The organism is Deltaproteobacteria bacterium (assembly GCA_015233135.1).
GTDB lineage: Bacteria > UBA10199 > UBA10199 > JADFYH01 > JADFYH01 > JADFYH01.
Genome location: JADFYH010000013.1, coordinates 1 through 16,247, shown reverse-complemented (window position 1 = coordinate 16,247; position 16,247 = coordinate 1). Strand labels below are relative to the sequence as shown.

General features: G+C 45.9%; 17 protein-coding genes and 1 pseudogene. 12 read left to right on the top strand and 6 right to left on the bottom strand.

Going from position 1 to position 16,247, the window contains the following annotated elements:
* The first annotated feature begins 10 nt into the window (after positions 1-10).
* Positions 11-1,327: a ribulose 1,5-bisphosphate carboxylase gene (locus HQM15_05925; GenBank protein ID MBF0492301.1), complete on the top strand. Its 1,317-nt coding sequence runs from the start codon at positions 11-13 to the stop codon at positions 1,325-1,327.
* Here HQM15_05925 and HQM15_05920 read toward each other — a convergent pair.
* A complete protein-coding gene (locus HQM15_05920; GenBank protein ID MBF0492300.1) occupies positions 1,287-2,915 on the bottom strand; it encodes a sigma 54-interacting transcriptional regulator in 1,629 nt (542 codons plus the stop codon). The two genes, HQM15_05925 and HQM15_05920, sit on opposite strands and share 41 nt — an antisense overlap.
* 156 nt (positions 2,916-3,071) lie before the next feature.
* The gene (locus HQM15_05915; GenBank protein MBF0492299.1) at positions 3,072-3,545 is read right to left on the bottom strand and encodes a Rieske (2Fe-2S) protein; all 474 of its coding nucleotides are present in this window, start codon (positions 3,543-3,545) and stop codon (positions 3,072-3,074) included.
* Between the two features lie 83 nt (positions 3,546-3,628).
* Here HQM15_05915 and HQM15_05910 point away from each other — a divergent pair, with 83 nt between their 5' ends.
* Both HQM15_05910 and grxD read left to right on the top strand, forming a co-directional pair.
* Positions 3,629-3,877 carry a BolA family transcriptional regulator gene (locus tag HQM15_05910; GenBank protein MBF0492298.1) on the top strand — a complete coding sequence of 83 codons (249 nt, stop codon included), beginning with the start codon at positions 3,629-3,631 and terminating at the stop codon, positions 3,875-3,877.
* Positions 3,878-3,891: 14 nt separating this feature from the next.
* On the top strand, positions 3,892-4,203 hold the full coding sequence (grxD, locus tag HQM15_05905) for a Grx4 family monothiol glutaredoxin (GenBank protein ID MBF0492297.1): 312 nt from the start codon (positions 3,892-3,894) through the stop codon (positions 4,201-4,203).
* A gap of 39 nt (positions 4,204-4,242) precedes the next feature.
* Here the strand turns inward: grxD and HQM15_05900 are convergent, their stop codons facing one another.
* The 3 genes from HQM15_05900 to HQM15_05890 form a co-directional block, all read right to left on the bottom strand.
* Positions 4,243-5,523 (bottom strand): 2-oxo acid dehydrogenase subunit E2, encoded by a 1,281-nt coding sequence (locus HQM15_05900; GenBank protein ID MBF0492296.1) that lies wholly within the window; start codon positions 5,521-5,523, stop codon positions 4,243-4,245.
* Between the two features lie 64 nt (positions 5,524-5,587).
* Positions 5,588-6,562, bottom strand: coding sequence for an alpha-ketoacid dehydrogenase subunit beta (locus tag HQM15_05895; protein ID MBF0492295.1), 975 nt, complete (start codon positions 6,560-6,562; stop codon positions 5,588-5,590).
* A 106-nt stretch (positions 6,563-6,668) separates the two neighbouring features.
* Entirely contained in the window at positions 6,669-7,643 is a 975-nt protein-coding gene (locus tag HQM15_05890; GenBank protein ID MBF0492294.1) for a thiamine pyrophosphate-dependent dehydrogenase E1 component subunit alpha, read from the bottom strand.
* 188 nt (positions 7,644-7,831) lie between these two features.
* Here HQM15_05890 and HQM15_05885 point away from each other — a divergent pair, with 188 nt between their 5' ends.
* The 9 genes and pseudogenes from HQM15_05885 (at position 7,832) to HQM15_05845 (ending at position 15,173) form a co-directional block, all read left to right on the top strand.
* Positions 7,832-8,746, top strand: a complete 915-nt coding sequence (locus HQM15_05885; protein MBF0492293.1) for an LD-carboxypeptidase — start codon at positions 7,832-7,834, stop codon at positions 8,744-8,746.
* Positions 8,736-9,833, top strand: coding sequence for a serine hydrolase (locus tag HQM15_05880; GenBank protein ID MBF0492292.1), 1,098 nt, complete (start codon positions 8,736-8,738; stop codon positions 9,831-9,833). The genes HQM15_05885 and HQM15_05880 overlap by 11 nt, the downstream gene beginning before the upstream one ends.
* A gap of 1 nt (position 9,834) precedes the next feature.
* The gene (locus tag HQM15_05875; GenBank protein ID MBF0492291.1) at positions 9,835-11,229 is read left to right on the top strand and encodes an aspartate ammonia-lyase; all 1,395 of its coding nucleotides are present in this window, start codon (positions 9,835-9,837) and stop codon (positions 11,227-11,229) included.
* Positions 11,226-11,501 carry a hypothetical protein gene (locus HQM15_05870; GenBank protein MBF0492290.1) on the top strand — a complete coding sequence of 92 codons (276 nt, stop codon included), beginning with the start codon at positions 11,226-11,228 and terminating at the stop codon, positions 11,499-11,501. Before HQM15_05875 ends, HQM15_05870 begins: the two co-directional genes overlap by 4 nt.
* A 37-nt stretch (positions 11,502-11,538) precedes the next feature.
* A complete protein-coding gene (locus HQM15_05865; protein ID MBF0492289.1) occupies positions 11,539-12,066 on the top strand; it encodes a hypothetical protein in 528 nt (175 codons plus the stop codon).
* Positions 12,067-12,306: 240 nt separating this feature from the next.
* Positions 12,307-12,540: a hypothetical protein gene (locus HQM15_05860; GenBank protein ID MBF0492288.1), complete on the top strand. Its 234-nt coding sequence runs from the start codon at positions 12,307-12,309 to the stop codon at positions 12,538-12,540.
* Positions 12,533-12,859: a type II toxin-antitoxin system RelE/ParE family toxin gene (locus tag HQM15_05855; GenBank protein MBF0492287.1), complete on the top strand. Its 327-nt coding sequence runs from the start codon at positions 12,533-12,535 to the stop codon at positions 12,857-12,859. Before HQM15_05860 ends, HQM15_05855 begins: the two co-directional genes overlap by 8 nt.
* A 148-nt stretch (positions 12,860-13,007) precedes the next feature.
* Positions 13,008-13,511 (top strand): hypothetical protein, encoded by a 504-nt coding sequence (locus HQM15_05850; protein ID MBF0492286.1) that lies wholly within the window; start codon positions 13,008-13,010, stop codon positions 13,509-13,511.
* A gap of 102 nt (positions 13,512-13,613) precedes the next feature.
* A pseudogene (locus tag HQM15_05845) lies at positions 13,614-15,173 on the top strand (IS21 family transposase).
* A 190-nt stretch (positions 15,174-15,363) separates the two neighbouring features.
* Here the strand turns inward: HQM15_05845 and HQM15_05840 are convergent.
* Positions 15,364-16,247, bottom strand: an 884-nt coding sequence (locus HQM15_05840) for a hypothetical protein (protein MBF0492285.1), incomplete at its 5' end; no start/stop codon positions are given.

Here is a 16,247-nt window from a genome sequence, read left to right as displayed (position 1 = left end):
CAGGTTTTTTATGCTCTCCGAAGAAGACATCCCCCATTTTTTTGCAGATCCCCAAAAAATCAAACTCGATGAGTATGTAACTTTCACTTATCTATTTGAAACAGAGATCAATCCAAAACTTGCCGCAGCTCAGCTTTGCAGTGAACAGTCTACCGCGCAATGGGCCAGGCCTGGGGTACAAGAGGATTATCGGCCGGAGTTTGCGGCGAAGGTGATTGATTTGACCCCTCTCCCACAAGGGGAGAGGGGACGTATTTTTGAAGTGGTGGTGGCTCATCCGCATAAAAACTTTGAGGCGAAAATTCCCAATATTCTTTCGGCTGCAGCGGGGGAAGGTCCTTTCTACTGTCCCGGGATTACTTACATCAAATGGATTGATTTTGATGCACCCGCTTCCTTCCTGAATCAATTCGAGGGCCCTCAATTTGGGGTAAAAGCGCTGCGTGATTTGCTCAAGGTGTACGAGAGGCCATTTTTTATCGGTGTCGTGAAACCCAATATAGGCCTGGCTCCCCAAGATTTTGCGGATATTGCCTACGAAGCCTGGATGGGCGGTTTGGATATCGCGAAAGACGACGAGATGTTGGCGGATGTGGCCTGGTCGCCGTTGCAGGAAAGAACCCGCGCTTGTGCCAAGCTTTGCAAACAGGCAGAAAAGGAAACAGGTCATCCCAAAATATATCTCGCTTCCATCACCGATGAAGTCGATCAAATGCTGCGCCTGCATGATGTGGCCGTCCGCGAAGGGGCGGGGATGGTGATGATCAACACCATCTGGATGGGGCCTTCGGCACTGCGCATGTTGCGACGTTATTCAAAAGTTCCACTCGTGTCTCATTTTACGGGAATGGCAGCCTTGTCACGAATGCCCAATTTTGGAATTTCCTCCCTCGTTTATACCAAGCTGCAACGCCTTGCCGGGGCGGATATTATTGTGCTTGCCGGTTTTGGACCGCGCATGCACACGTCCGAGCAGGAGGTGATTGCAAATACTCAAGCCTGCTTAAAACCCTGGGGTAAATTAAAGGCAGCACTTCCTGTGCCCGGCGGGAGTGATTGGGCGGGCACCCTCCCTTCCATTTATCAAAAATTAGGGCACATGGATTTTGGTCTCATTCCAGGTCGCGGAGTTTTTTCTCATCCTGCTGGCCCCCGCGCCGGCGCGCAAAGTCTACATCAGGCCTGGGAAGCAATCATAGAAAAAAAATCTTTAGAAGAGAAGGCTAAAGAAAACGGCTGTAGGGCTTTGGATGAGGCTTTGAAAGAATGGCCTTCTCCTGCCATTTTCAAGAAATCTCATACAATCTCAACTTTTCATACAGAGTAGACTTCGCTATTCCCAAGGCTCGAGCAGCTGCCGTTCTATTATTGCCATTGCTTTTTAGCTCTCGAAGTATGGCTTGTTTCTCCATTTCCTGCAGACTGGCAGAGCTGGGAACAGGATTCGAGGAAGAAGTAGCCGAGGCGAAGCCAAAAGATTTGAGGTCTTCTGCCTGAATCAGATCTCCCGCACATAAAACCACAGCGCGTTGGATTACATTTTTAAGTTCTCGTACATTCCCTGGCCAATTTTGGATTTCTAAAAACGAATTCGCTGAGGCAGCGAGTTGTAGGGATTTTCCAGGAGGAGACATCTGTTTGACAAAGTGGGCGGCAATGAGAGAAATGTCTTCGCGTCGTTCGCGTAGAGCAGGAATCAGCAAAGGAAAAACATACAAACGAAAAAATAAATCTTCCCTAAATCTTCCTTCCCTCACCGCTTGAGTCAAATCTCGATGGGTGGCGCAGACGATGCGAACATTCACCGGAATTTCCTGGGTTCCGCCCACGCGGCGGATCTTGCCCGTTTCTAACACTCGAAGCAGGGAAGGTTGTAAATGGAGAGGGAGTTCACCCATTTCATCCAAAAATAAAGTGCCGCCATTGGCCTGTTCGAAAACGCCGTGGTGTTGTTGTTGCGCCCCAGTAAAGGAGCCCTTTTCATGTCCAAAAAGCTCACTTTCAATCAGCTCGCGGGAAATAGCGCCACAGTTGAGGGCGACAAAAGGTTTCAGGCGACGCCCCGACAAATCGTGAACGGCCCTTGCTACCAACTCCTTTCCAACCCCGGTTTCTCCCAGTACACAGGCCGTAGCCTCGGTGGCCGCCACGCGCTGAATCATGGCGTAAAGCTCTCGCATGGCGTTGGATTTCCCAACCATGGGACCAAAAGACGAAACTTCCAAAGGCCTGATTTTTTCTTCTTTGAGCACTTGATTGAGCGAAAGCTCCGTTTGGCCTAGCTTCAAGCGTGCATCGTCTTCGAGTTCTGCTTCTTTTATTTTCACACCGTTGATAAAAGTTCCATTCGTTGAACCCAAATCCAAAACACGGATCTTTCCCTGACGCAGAATAATTTTTGCGTGCACTTCCGAGCAAAAAGAATCTTCGAGCAGCAAATCGCAAGAACGTTTTTTACCGACTGTGGTAACCTCTTGACTCAAACGGAAAGTTCTGGAATTTTTTCCAGGTTCTTGAATCAAAAATTCAAAGAAAGAGGAAATGCATTTGCCATTGGCCTGTGCGAGTTCCATCACCTGAGTGCCCTCTCCCGCCACCGACACATAGGTCTCATCGAAATTTTCTTCGGTATTTTCAGTTGAAAATAAAATCTCCCAATCGAATAAATGAAAGCGGTCGCTGGGCTTGAGAGGCTTAGATTGTATGGGTTTGGAATCGTAATAAAGAGGGGCTTTGCCAATATTCTTCAAAAGATAAATGCCTTCCACAAAATAAATGGCGATTTGTTCACGAGAGATTTGGTCTTCTGTCAGTGTAATTTCGCAGTCGCCGCTTCGTCCTATCCGAGTGCTTGTCGAGTCTAAAGGAAAGCGTAAAAGGGATTGTCCACCTTTAGAAAAAATAAGTTCGGGCATAAAAAATCCTTCGAAAAAAAGTTGAGGTTAGTCTAGGCCTAACAACAAATACAGGAATCATGCCAGTGAGAAAAGGAGGAAATTTAAAGGTTTTTTGACGCAGGGTGTGAAAAAGTGGTTTGAATTTCAAACAAGGGTTCGAAAAATGGACCTGGGCTACCCCTCCGGTTCCGCCACCTCCTCCTGAGGCGGAAGATTCTCCACCGTTACCCAAATTTCATCCTGGATGACTTCCAAAGGAAAATTTCTCACTCTTAAGGCCCTGCCTACATGCCCACATCTACCGATTTTGACGCAACGACCATCCCGAATATCAAAGCGCCAGTTGTGTGAAAAACACATCACGACATAGGGAGATACCAGCTTACCGAGAGACAGGGGATAGTCTGCATGGGGACAGGCATCTTTAATCGCGTAAAATTCATCTCCCGTGCGGAACACCGCGACCGTAAATCGGTCGAGATGAAAAGTTTTGGCCCTGTCTTTTTCATAATCGGAAACCTTGCCCGCAAAAATTTTTCCGTCCACGACAGGGCTACGTTTAGATTTTGGAATATAGTCCACCCCAAATCCGGCATGCCCCTCCAGGGCATTGAATTGGGCATCTTTGTTCTGCTTTTTATCCTGCATAGTAAGCCTCTTGACGGCATGGATTTAAAATCGATAGGAGAGACTGTCATACTCATTTTTAAAAAAGAAAGGAAGGCTCTTTAATGCCCATGGATCTTCAGGAGCTACAAAAGAAAATAGAAATGGCCTTGCCTGGCTCCCAAGTTCAAGTGGTGGATTTAGTGGGAGATGGCGATCATCTACAAGCCACGGTTATTTCCGAACTGTTTGTCGGTAAAAGCTTACTGCAGCAACATCAGCTCGTAAATGGCGCTCTTCAGGACGTGTTTAAAGATCAGCTCCATGCCTTAGCTTTAAAAACCTTTACCCCAGACCAGTGGAATAAAAAATAAAAGGAGATTTATTTATGTCCGATATCCAAACCCAAATCCAAAACGTGATCCAAAATAACAAAGTAGTGGTCTTCATGAAGGGCACACCCGAGTCCCCAATGTGCGGCTTTTCAGCCCAATCGATAAGGGCCTTGCGGGAAGCTGGGGCCCAGAAAATTGAGGGAATTAACGTCATGGCCGATCCGAATATCCGGCAAGGCATCAAAGAGTTCACCAATTGGCCCACCCTTCCTCAAGTTTTCATCAATGGAGAATTCATAGGTGGTTGCGACATCGTGACCGAGATGTTGGAACGTGGGGAGCTCAAAAAAAAATTGGGTACTTAAAATCTGCTTATAAGAGACGCTAACCCCGAAATCAGCAAATTAATAACTTTCCACCAGATCGAATGGAAAATTTTCCAAATACCCTTTCAAAGCCTCAATCAATTGAATGGCCTCTGCCCCATCAAAAACCCGATGATCGAAGCTTAGGTCTAAGGTGCTGATTTCGCGGATATGAATTCCTTCGTCCAGTACCCAAGGCCTTTTTTGGATTTTATTCAGCGCCACAATTCCTACCAGAGGTTTGGGTAAAAGTTGATGGGATCGGTTTCCTCCCAAGGCACCGGGATTATTCATGAGAAAAGTTCCACCCGAAAGCTCATCAACGCTCAATTGACCTAATCTCGCTTTTTCTTCCAAGGCCTTGATGCCTTGAGCCAGCTGAAGGAAGCTTAAATTCTGTGCGTTCTGTAATACCGGTGTCATCAAACCTTGAGGGGTGGAAGCGGCAAAACTTAGATTAATACGGTGAAATTGTTTGATTTTTAGTGAGGCATTTTCTTGAATCAAGTGGCTATTCCAGCGGGGAAGTTTTTGAAGTAAGTCCTTCACCGCCCAGGCAAAGAATAAAAAGGGGCTTAGACTAAAACCTTGGTTTTTTTTAAACTCTTCGGACTTGAGTTTTCGAAATTCCATGATTGCAGTCAAATCGACCTCCACCGAGGTAGCGGCCTGCGGAATTTCGTGGATGGATTCGGTAAGGTGTTTTGCAATGCGTTGGCGGATGGGGCTGAGGACGTGAAGTGTGAAGAGTGAAGAGTGAGGCGGTTTGGGGGATAAATATTTCAACACATCTTCTTTACTCAATCTTCCTTCAAAACCGCTGTGAGGAATTTTGGAAACTTCTTCTTCACTCAGATGATTTTCTTGAATGAGTTTTCGGAGGTAGGGGGATAACAACTCCGAATGCAGGCCCCCCTCACCCTGCCCTCTCCCCAAGGAGAGGGGAACTTCTTCTCCCTTCTCGGCCCTACTTTCCTCGGGCCTCTTCCTTTCCCCTTCTTCCCTCTCCCCTCTTCCCTCTTCCCTCCCCTCCCCCCTCACAATCCCCACTCCCAACATCTCATACTTCGCTCCATCTTCGGCATTCACCTCAAACAAGGCAATCTTGGTTCCCACGGGAGTGTTTTCATTAGCGGAAACCAGAATTTTTTTGAGCGCCCCCCGAAAAGGAGATTCAAAGGTAAACACCGCCTTTTCGGTTTCCAGTTCCACCAAAGGCTCTTTCTCATTCACAAATTCGCCCTCTTTTTTGAGCCACTGAATAATAAGCCCTTCGCGGATGGTTTCACCAGGTTTGGGTAGGGTGAGGTAGAGTTGCATAAAATTTCGTAAGACACCTTGATCTCCCTCTCTTAAGGTAAGAGAGGGTTGGGGTGAGTTATGTTTAATATCTCATTAACCCTCTCGCCCCCTCCAGAATATCCTGAAGGCTAGGGAGATAGGCATCCTCCAAAGTAGGCGCCACGGGCACGGGACAAAACTTTGACGCAATTCTCAAAGGGGGCGCAGCCAGATCATCAAAGCATTTTTCGACGATAAGGCTCACCAGTTCTCCGCCAATGCCACCCCGCTGAACGGCCTCGTGCAGCACGATGACCCGATTCGTTTTTTTGAAGGATTGAAACAGCGCTGCTTCATCCAGCGGAGTCAGACTGCGCAGATCCAGCACTTCGAGTTCAATCTTTTCTTTCTCCAATACTTGGGCGGCCTTCAAAGCCAGATGCACCATGCTTCCGTAGGTGACGAGGGTGATATCTTTTCCTTCTCGTTTGAGGTCGGCCTTGCCCAAAGGGAGCTCGTAGGCCTCTTCGGGCACTTCGCCCTTGATTTCCCAATAGAGTTTTTTCTCTTCAAAATAAATCACCGGGTCGGGATCACGAATCGCCGCAATCAGCAAGCCTTTGGCCTCATAAGGGGTGGAAGGGCAGACGATTTTTAACCCGGGTGTATGAAAATAATAGGCCTCCGGACATTTGGAATGAAAATTTCCAATACGCATGCCTCCACCATGCGGTGCCCGTAGCGTCAAGGGAAGCGAGGTGTTGAATCGGTAATGATAGCTGGCTGCTGCATCGATTATCTGACTAAAGGCCGTGGTCATAAAATCTGAAAATTGAATTTCCGGCACGGGTCGGAGCCCCGCCAAAGCCGCCCCTATCGCCTCTCCCATGATGGCTGCCTCGGACAAAGGCGTATTGCGCACGCGCGTATTGCCAAATTCTTCCAGTAGTTTTTGGGTGACTCCAAACACACCTCCATAACCGGCCATGTCTTCGCCAAACACATACACGCGCTCATCGAGTCGCATTTCGCTCGCAAGGGCAGATCGAATGGATTCTCCGTAGCTAAGAATAGGCATTTATTTTACCCCCTCTTAAGCTAAGAGGGGGTCAGGGGGCGTTATGGCAATTGGATCCAATGGACATAACCCCTCCTAACCTCCCCTTAGCTTAAGGGGAGGGATTTTAAGTAAACACTCCCTCCAACACCGACCTAGCCTCTGGCACCGGCTGCTCAGCCGCCCAGCGAATGGCTTCATGCAATTCCTGATCGATGCCTGCGATTAAGACCTGTTCTTTTTCTTCATCCCAAAGCTGCTTTTCTTCCAAAAACTTTCTTAGGAGCAAAACGGGATCTCGCATCTTCCAATAATCTTTCTCTTGTTGAGGAATATACGGCGAAGGGTCATGCGTACCATGTCCCCCCATTCGAAAAGTCTTGCATTCCACCAATGTGGGCCCCCCTCCGCTACGGGCCTTGTCTAAAGCGGCTTTGACCGTTTCGTAAACTTGGAGCACCTCATTGCCATCGATCGTAATACCTTCAAAACCATAACCCGCCGCACGCGTAGCAAGATTTTCAATGGCCATTTGATCTTTCACCGGAGTGGAAATCGCCCAACGATTAAAATTACAGACAAAGACGACGGGAAGTTTGAACACCGCAGCATAATTCATGGCTTCATGTACACAGCCCTGACTGGAGGCCCCATCACCAAACATTGTCACGACGGCATAATCTTCTTTTTTGTACTTGGCAGCCCAAGCCAAACCATTCGCAATGGGCAAAGCGGCCCCCATGTGACTGATAAAACCCACAATCTTTCGTTCCGCAGAACCAAAATGGACATTACTGTCCCGCCCTCGAGTTAAGCCCGTGGTCCGACAAAAATATTGGGCAAAGATTTCTTTGAAGGTGATGCCTCGAGCCAAATGCAAACCCATATCCCGATGGGAAGGAGCGGCCCAATCCTGAGGCTGTAGGGCAAAAGCGGAAGCTACCGAAATGGCTTCTTGTCCCGTAGACAAATAGCCTTTACCGATAATGAGAGGCTTTTCTGGATTTTGATGATGGTAGAGATAATAGATTTGATCTTCAAGCACCCTTGTTCTTTTGAGGGCTTGATAAATTCCAAGCAAGAGGGAGGGCTGATGTCTCATACCTAGATGATAGCAAAGTCGGCCCTGTTATGTGAGAAGAAAAAACAATCGGTAAAAGGAGTAAAAACTGCGTAATAAAATTTGAAAATAATAGGCCAAAAATGCTAATTTTTCTATTGCAACGCGTCAAAATATGCTTAAAGCTTAGCATTGACGAGTTCCAAAAATTGAATATAGTGAAAAAGTCAATGGCTCTTAAACCCTTAGCTCTGAAAAAAGGCGATTTGATCGCAGTAGCCGCAACGGCCTCGCCTTTTGACGTGCCGGAATTTGAAAAAGGGCTGGTGACTCTAAAAGAGTTGGGTTTTCGAGTTACTTATCGCAAAGACATCTTTGAAAAAAGAGCTTTTCTTGCCGGCACTGATGAACGACGGGCAGAGGAGTTGAATCAACATCTTGCCGACCCAGAGGTAAGGGCGATTTTGTTTGCCCGGGGAGGATGGGGTACAAGCCGTATACTTCCCTTGTTAAAAAAAGATTTGTTTGAAAAAAAACCAAAGATTGTTTTAGGATACTCGGATCTCACCTCCTTATTACTCTATTTGCAAAAGCTCGGCTGGACGGTGTTTCACGGTCCAGTGGTAGCAAAAGGCCTGGGAGAGAATTTTTCAGATCGAGGGAAAAATTCTCTCCTGAGGGCCTTTCTTCAAAAAGTTGCCTTGGGCCCCATTTCCAACGAGGGACAGCATTTTATCCTCCCCGGAAAATCAAGAGGAATCCTGATTGGAGGCTGCCTGTCTTTACTTATTTCCAGCCTAAAAACTCCCTGGGAACTCGATTGTGAAAACAAAATTTTGTTTATAGAAGACATAAATGAAGCTCCTTACAAAATCGATCGCATGCTGACTCACCTGAGCTTGGCAGGCAAATTTGAGGGACTAAAAGGAGTGATCTCTGGCCCCTTTCATTCTAAGGCCTCCGAAGAAGAGGTCTATGTATCCATCTTAAGAGAACACTTTGGTAAATTAAAAATTCCAGTGGTCTATAATTTCCCATCCGGGCATCTGAACAACATGCTGACCATCCCTTTTGGTGTTGAGCTAGAATTGGATTCAAACGAAAGCCGCATTGAATTTTTAGAAGGAGCTCTCCATGCCGCCTAGCAAAAAAATTGATCACGCCTTTGAAGAAGCCTTAAACGCCAGCATCTTCCCAGGTGCCGCGGTAGCAGTGGGCACTGCGAAGAAACTATGGATGAAAGAAGTGTATGGTCTTGCGGAAACACTGCCTCTCAAAAGAAAACTTTTTCAAAAAACTTATTTTGATTTGGCCTCACTCACCAAACCCCTTTCCACGGCCTTTATCTGTATGAGGCTAGTGGACGAAGGGAAATTAAACCTGGAAGATCCCGTCTCCAAATTTTTTTCACGCTGGAAAAAAGAGCCTTACAATGTCATCACTCTCAAACATTTACTGCAACACACTTCGGGCCTAGCCGCCTACAGACCCTACTACGAAGACCTTATTCCGGGTCTTTTAGCCGGAAAAGAAGACCTGGAAGAAATTCAAAAAAGTCTGACCGCAAAAATTCTGGTGGAAAAACTGGAATACAATACGGGTGAGCTGCGGGTATATAGCGACCTGGGTTTCATGTTGCTGGGTTTCATTTTAGAAAAAGTTACCTCTAAAACCTTGGACAAACTTTTTGCCGAACTGATCGCCAAGTCCTTAAAGCTAAACCATACTTTTTTTATCCGGCATTTCTCAAAAGGAAAAAAACTTCCTCGCACGGATTTTGCCAGTACCCGCAAATGCCGATTACGACGCAAGGTGCTGGCAGGCGAAGTAGACGATGAACACGCCTGGGTTTTGGGAGGGGTAGCAGGTCATGCCGGATTATTTTCCAATCTGGAAGATCTCATTAAAATGGCCGATGAAATTTTGAAAATTGAAAATGGTAAAAGCAATTTTATCAGCCCCAGGACCTGGAAGCAGTTTACCCAAAGCAAACCTGCCTTGGGCTGGGATAAACCCGAACTCGAGGGTTCCCAAGCCGGCAAACATTTCTCCAAGCAAAGTATCGGGCACCTAGGATTTACTGGCACTTCAATCTGGGTTGATTTGGCTAAACAATTCTACGTTATTCTGCTGACCAATCGTGTACATCCCGAAGGAAAAAACGAGGCGATTAAAGAATTTCGCCCCAAGATTCATGATTTGCTGGCCGAGGGCTTTAAGTTGGACAAATGACATGAACCATCGCCAAGAAAAAGATTCCTTAGGATCCAAGAAAATTCCCTCCCAGGCCTATTACGGTGTGCAGACAGCACGCGCCTTGGAGAATTTTCCCATCAGTGGATGGACGGCTCATCCCGGTTTTTTGGAAGCCACAATCCTTGTTAAAAAAGCCGCGGCCTTGGTCAATGCCCAGCTGGGGCTCATTCCCCCCAAACTTTCCAAAACTATTGCAAGAGTCTGTGACGAAATTCTGAAAGGTAAATGGCGGGATCAATTTGTCGTGGATGTGTTTCAAGCCGGTGCGGGCACTAGCCATAACATGAATGTGAATGAGGTGATTGCCAATCGCGCCAATGAAATTTTGGGAACTGCTCGAGGCACTTATTCGCCGATACACCCCAACGACCATGTGAATCGCTGCCAATCTACCAATGACATGATTCCCACGGCGATTCGTTTGGCTGCTCTTCAAGAATTGCAAAAGTTTTTACCCACCCTCACCCAATTGATTCAAATTTTTAAAAAGAAATCCAAGCAGCTAAATTCGGTGATCAAATCGGGACGCACCCACTTGCAAGATGCCACGCCCATCCGCTTGGGCCAGGAATTTTCAGGTTATACCCAATGTCTGGAAAATCATCTTCAGAGAATTCAGGCCACAAAAAAAGACCTTCTAAAAATTGGCCTGGGAGGCACAGCGGTTGGAACTGGAATGAATACCCATCCCCAATATCGAAAAAAAATTGCGCAAAAATTGAGTCAATTGAGCGGAGAGAAATTGGTTCCTGCCTCCAATTTTTTCGAAGCCATGCAAAGCCTGGCGCCTTTTACTCATCTCTCGGGCACTTTAAGAAATTTAACTTTGGATCTGATTCGCATTGCCAATGATTTACGCCTGCTCGCCAGCGGCCCCCGTACCGGATTGGCGGAGATTCAACTCCCTGCCGTACAACCCGGATCCTCGATTATGCCTGGAAAAGTGAATCCCAGCATCGCAGAGATGCTCAACATGACCTGTTTTTTTGTTCTGGGGCTGGATGAATCGATCAAACTCGCTTCACAGGCTGGTCAGCTGGAACTGAATGTCATGATGCCGCTCGTGGCTTATTCTCTACCTTGGTCTGTGACCCTGCTCACCAATGCCCTCAAAATTTTTGGAGAACGTTGCGTTGAGGGAATTCAAGCGGACAACGAACGCTGTCTATTTTATGCCGAGAACAGCACTTCCATCGCCACTGCCCTTGCCCCGAAACTCGGCTATGCAAAAACTGCGGAGCTGATTAAAGAAGCCATTCGCAGTAAAAAAAATGTGCGAGCCATTTTAATCGAGCAGCATATTTTAAGCCCTGAAGAAATAGAAGAGCTGTTTCATTTATTGCCGCTGACCGAAGTAACGGGTTCTGTATGAAATCAAAAAAAATATTATCTTTCACACTCATTATTCTTGGTCTTGTTATTCTGGGTCTAATAATTATGACGCAGTTTGGCCTATTGAATAAATGGATTCCTAAAAATGCTACTGTAATAAATTTGTCCCCAACTCTCCAGAAAGATCCCCTTCAAAATGGAGACCTTCTCTTTGATTTTAGAGCAGAAGAACCCCAAAACATATTTGAAACAGTGAGCGCTGAAAAAGAATCAGAACTTTTTAAAAAACATTTAAGCTCAAGAATGCCCTAAAACTCCGCCAGACGATTATTTGAAAAGTGGCCAATTTGTGCCGACTCTCAATGGAAAACTGGAAGGCTCTTTCACTCAAGCGGGTATGGAAGAAACTCTTTATTCCATTACCATTGATAATTGTTCGGGCTCATTACCCGTTTGGAATCCAGAACTGGTGGCTATTTTTTCAAAAGACAAGAAGGTGTTTGAAGCCTGGATAGACCCTATGGAAGAGAACGAGGACGCGATCTTTTTCGGGCAGCCCCTGCGAGTAGTCGATTTAAATCAGGATAAGCAAAACGAAATTTTGTTAATGGGTGGCGGCGCGGGCCAAGGCATTTCTGTAGAAACCGCACATCTTTTAAAAGTAGAAAATCAAAAACTGGTTTATGTAAAAGATTTTGGAACCGTGTATGAAGACCAGTGCGATGCAGGCTTTGAGCAACCCTACGTTTTAGCTTCGGTGATTTATTTTTCAGGATTAAATTCCCAAAATGAACCGCAATTCAAAATAGAAAATTTTGAAAAAAGTTGTGCTGAGGAATCTGAGTATAAAAAGAGCGATAAAAAGTTTGAGGAGTAAAATGAGAAAATCTAAAATGTACTCATTTCCCCCTCACCCTGCCGAAAATGTTCCCACATTTTCCCCCCAAGGGGAGAGGGGAATTCGTTTTTAGTCCACTTTTAATTTTTAGATGGCTTAGATGGCATCGTATAGAGAAATATTGACTTTAAAAAGAATAAATTCATAATTAACTTGTAACAATTACCTTTTTTTTAGAGGATTCCCATGAGTATTTCTTTTGAAAAATCAATTTTACCTATGTCCGAATTAAGAACTGATTTACACAAAGTAAAAACACAGCTTAAAAAAACCCCCATCCTTATCACCAACAATGGCAAGCCTGATTTTGGAATCTGCGACCTTGAAACGTTTGAGATTGCGGTTCAAATCAAGAACTTGAAAGACCTGCTACAACACCGCTTAAAAAACAAAAATAAATCTGAAAACGTCGCAGCAGTTTTTAGCCGGCTCAACAAAAAATATAATGAGTAATCTTTACTCTGTTAAAATTCAAAAAGAAGCCATTAATGAATTAGATCAAATCTTTCGCTTCATTTTTCAAGGGGCTCCCACTCAAGCCAAAAAGTTTGTGAAGGAACTGGAAAAAAAAGCCCTGAGTCTCGCTCAATTTCCTAATCGAGGAAGCCGAATAAAAATTCTCGAAGAAGAAGATGAAGAGATTGAAGAAATCCGCTTTATCGAACACAAACGGTATTTGATTTTTTACACCCTCGAGGAAGTAAGACAGACGGTAACCATTCTTCACTTTTCCAGTCCGGGTCGTAATTGGATAGAACTGTTTTTGAACTGATTATCTGGAACATCCAATTGGTGACAGAGGAAGATTCATTTTCACTCCCCTTACGCAGAAACCAAACAGATTTGTCGCCCCCAAAAAAATGTCTTTAGAATAAGAATGAAATGCCGTTGTGAAGTTTAAGGCGTACTTCGGACCTTTTATGACTCAAGACCTAAATTCATCGAAAGAAACAGAATCTCAAATTCACACTACAGACTCCTTCGCCCTTTATTTAGCCAAGCTCTTTATTGCAAAAAAAGGATATAGCATGACTTGCGTGCCCGAAGCGGAGGCCTTGGCTGCAAGCTGTGACTATGTGCTGACCTTGGCGGATGGGATGAGTTTTTCTATGATCTGTATCGTCGATGCAGAAAAAAATCCCTCCCGTCGATTTGAACTCGAGCGCAATCAATTGATTGAGATTTCTAAAGTTTGTCGAGAGAATTATTCGGGACGTATCTCCGCTTCAAAACTCCCCGCTCAAATTGAAATTATAGAGGTACGCAAGCAGGTTTCGCCCGAAGATATCAAAAGGCTCAAACTATTACAGAAGCGCTTGAGCACTCCCATCCTTACTTACGCAATTGCAATTGATGCTCCACAGACTGATTTTTTTAAGCAGGCTGATTTTTCCCCCCGGTGGCCACCCAAAATCCCCCAGTAGTGGCCACTTGAAAATCCCCCATCTGTCCGCGGTGTAGCGGATACCAATAAGATCCAGCGACAGGGCGTTTGTGTATTCCTCCTGCAAAAGGAGGGATAGGAGATGAACGTCTTGAAAGCATTTAAGAAAACAACCGTACTCACCCTGATTCAAAATCAGGTGTCCCAACACGAGATTTGCCGAAGTACCGGGGTGGATCGGAAGACCATCCGTAAATATCAAAAGTCGAAGTCTTCAGAGATTTCAAATTCCCCCATGGCCACCGGCTTTGTGACGCAGAAGGAGCTTTTGAAAGCTTCCCCGGCTTCCATTCCCAAGCAAGCCCGTTCGGCTTGTTTGCCCTATCACGAATGGATTGTGGCAGAAGTGAACAAAGGAAGGAATGCGACGGCCATCTACCAGGATCTGGTGGATCAGTTTGCCTTTAGTTTCCGCTACAACTCGGTAAAACGTTACGTGCGGGGTCTTAGAAAAAAAGACCCCGAACAATACGACCGCCTGGAGTTTCTTCCCGGAGAAGAGGCCCAGGTGGATTATGGCCAGGGAGCTTTTACCCTCCATCCAAAGACTGGTAAAAGAAGACGCCCCCGTTTGTTTGTAATGACCCTGCGCTACTCCCGCCGTTCCTTTCGTAAAGTCGTCTGGAACTCTTCCCAGGAAAGCTGGGCAAGATTACACGAAGAAGCCTTTCGATATTTTGGAGGCTGCCCCCAATACATCGTTTTGGATAATCTCAAAGAAGGGGTTTTGAAGCCCGATCTCTATGAAGTGGAACTTAACCCTGTTTATGCGGCCCTGCTTTCTCACTATGGGGTGGTGGCCGATCCTGCCCGAGTGAGAGATCCCGACCGAAAAGGAAGTGTTGAGAATGCCATCCAGCACACCCAGAGCACGGCTTTAAAAGGAAGAGAGTTTGGCACGATAGAAGCCCAAAACGAGTACCTTCTACACTGGGAGGAAAACTGGGCCTCCAAGCGCATCCACGGGAGAAGCAAGAGACAGGTAGAGGAGATGTTTATGGAAGAAAAACCCTCTCTTAGAGCCCTTCCTTTGCAGGGGTTTCGATACTTTGAGCAAGGGCTGCGCAAGGTTTGGGATGACGGCTGTATTGAGGTGAAAGGGTCTTTTTACTCCGCCCTTCCGGCCAGACTCTATAGTGAAGTGCTGGTTCGTATTTACGATTTAGAGATCGAGATCTACGACAAGCAAACGCTCACTTTAATCCGCAGACACACGAGAAGCTACCGAGCTGGCACTGTGAAGATGGAGGAAGGCGACCATATTTTTAATCCTTCCCGCATGACCGAACAGTTTCTGTTGCAGGCAAAAGAGCTGGGGCCCAAGACTTTGGAGTTGTGCGAGCTTTTTTTCAAGGAAGAGGGTCGCTTGGGGCAAAGACGAATCCGGGCCCTTCTTTCACTGGCGAAAAGGCATGCAGCAGCCCGGATTGAAAAGGCTTGTGAGATGGCTATTTCCCATCAGGTGAGATCCAGCAAAACAGTGAGGGAGTTGTTGGAGCGTCTGGAGAGAGAAGAAAAAAAAGAAGAAAAAATGGAGCAAGAAAAAAAACAAGCTCAAGATTCCAAATTTCCCCAAGCCACCCAGCTTTCTTTTCCCCTGCTGATCCAGACCCATTCTTTGATTCGTTCCCCAAGCGAATATGCTGCTTTCTTTGAAAAACATGCCCAGCAAGAAAAAACGACGCATTTAAATCACCCAGGAGAAGCGATCTCCCTTCCAGCCGAAGGAAGGCCTTCCCTAAAAACCAAGGAGATCCCTCCCGACTTTGACACCAGAAAATAAAAAGGTTTTATATTTCAAGTTGTTGTAGGCGAAGGGTTTCCTTGTGCCACTACATTTTTGATTTTTTAGATAAACTGAGGAGTTTGGGAGGGACTTTAAGTCCAATGGCTGAGAAGAGTTTAGCGGCGTTACCGTTGATGTCTGTTCTTACCCACATAGTGCTGGACTTGATTTGTACAGGAATCGCTCTCACTTCTTGAAGTTCCCGCATCGCTTCTACCACTGTGAGGGCTCTCGGTTTGATCGTTTCTTTTTGGATGGCCGGGCTTTCCAACATCAGCTTTTTTTCTCTGAGGGCTTTGGTCATCAGCGCTTCACAAAGATAAGCCAAAAAACACATTGTTAAATGACCCACAATGTTTTTGTCGCTCCAATGAAACACTGGTCTGGCTCTCAGATTCCCTTTGATTTCACCAAAGGCATCTTCGATGATCCATAAACTCTTGTAGTGGTCTACAAGCTCCGTGGCAGCCTTATCTTTGATGTTAGTAATCACTCCAAAAAATCCATCCTTCTTCGCTGCTTGTTCTATTGCTGTAGAGTTGAGCTTGGGAGTCTCTCCCTCACTGAGTCCTGTGAGATATTTTTGATAATTGGAGTTGGAAACAAAGTTTTTTGCAGTGACCTTTTTGGCAGATAGCTTTTTGGATATCTTTGCCAGGATATCCGCCCTGGCCTTGCTGTCTCGCTCCGCTCTTACTTTTGACCAGGTGATGAGGCAGCGATCTCCTTCATGCTCCGTTTCAAAAACAGCCAGCTCCTCGTTGATTCGTTTGAACTTGGAAAGATCGTAGAACTCCTCATGACGCTTCTGTAATAGTTTGAGCCTTTTGATATCTTCGGGCGAAACCTGCTTGCGTACCTCTATAATTTCAATTTGAGCGGGGAGTTTTGAAGCGGAGATACGTCCCGAATAATTCTCTCGACAAACTT

Coding starts and splice junctions, on each gene's coding strand:
- HQM15_05925 (MBF0492301.1), top strand. CDS start 11: ATGCTCTCCGAAGAAGACATCCCCCATTTTTTTGCAGATCCCCAAAAA.
- HQM15_05920 (MBF0492300.1), bottom strand. CDS start 2,915: ATGCCCGAACTTATTTTTTCTAAAGGTGGACAATCCCTTTTACGCTTT.
- HQM15_05915 (MBF0492299.1), bottom strand. CDS start 3,545: ATGCAGGATAAAAAGCAGAACAAAGATGCCCAATTCAATGCCCTGGAG.
- HQM15_05910 (MBF0492298.1), top strand. CDS start 3,629: ATGCCCATGGATCTTCAGGAGCTACAAAAGAAAATAGAAATGGCCTTG.
- grxD (MBF0492297.1), top strand. CDS start 3,892: ATGTCCGATATCCAAACCCAAATCCAAAACGTGATCCAAAATAACAAA.
- HQM15_05900 (MBF0492296.1), bottom strand. CDS start 5,523: ATGCAACTCTACCTCACCCTACCCAAACCTGGTGAAACCATCCGCGAA.
- HQM15_05895 (MBF0492295.1), bottom strand. CDS start 6,562: ATGCCTATTCTTAGCTACGGAGAATCCATTCGATCTGCCCTTGCGAGC.
- HQM15_05890 (MBF0492294.1), bottom strand. CDS start 7,643: ATGAGACATCAGCCCTCCCTCTTGCTTGGAATTTATCAAGCCCTCAAA.
- HQM15_05885 (MBF0492293.1), top strand. CDS start 7,832: ATGGCTCTTAAACCCTTAGCTCTGAAAAAAGGCGATTTGATCGCAGTA.
- HQM15_05880 (MBF0492292.1), top strand. CDS start 8,736: ATGCCGCCTAGCAAAAAAATTGATCACGCCTTTGAAGAAGCCTTAAAC.
- HQM15_05875 (MBF0492291.1), top strand. CDS start 9,835: ATGAACCATCGCCAAGAAAAAGATTCCTTAGGATCCAAGAAAATTCCC.
- HQM15_05870 (MBF0492290.1), top strand. CDS start 11,226: ATGAAATCAAAAAAAATATTATCTTTCACACTCATTATTCTTGGTCTT.
- HQM15_05860 (MBF0492288.1), top strand. CDS start 12,307: ATGTCCGAATTAAGAACTGATTTACACAAAGTAAAAACACAGCTTAAA.
- HQM15_05855 (MBF0492287.1), top strand. CDS start 12,533: ATGAGTAATCTTTACTCTGTTAAAATTCAAAAAGAAGCCATTAATGAA.
- HQM15_05850 (MBF0492286.1), top strand. CDS start 13,008: ATGACTCAAGACCTAAATTCATCGAAAGAAACAGAATCTCAAATTCAC.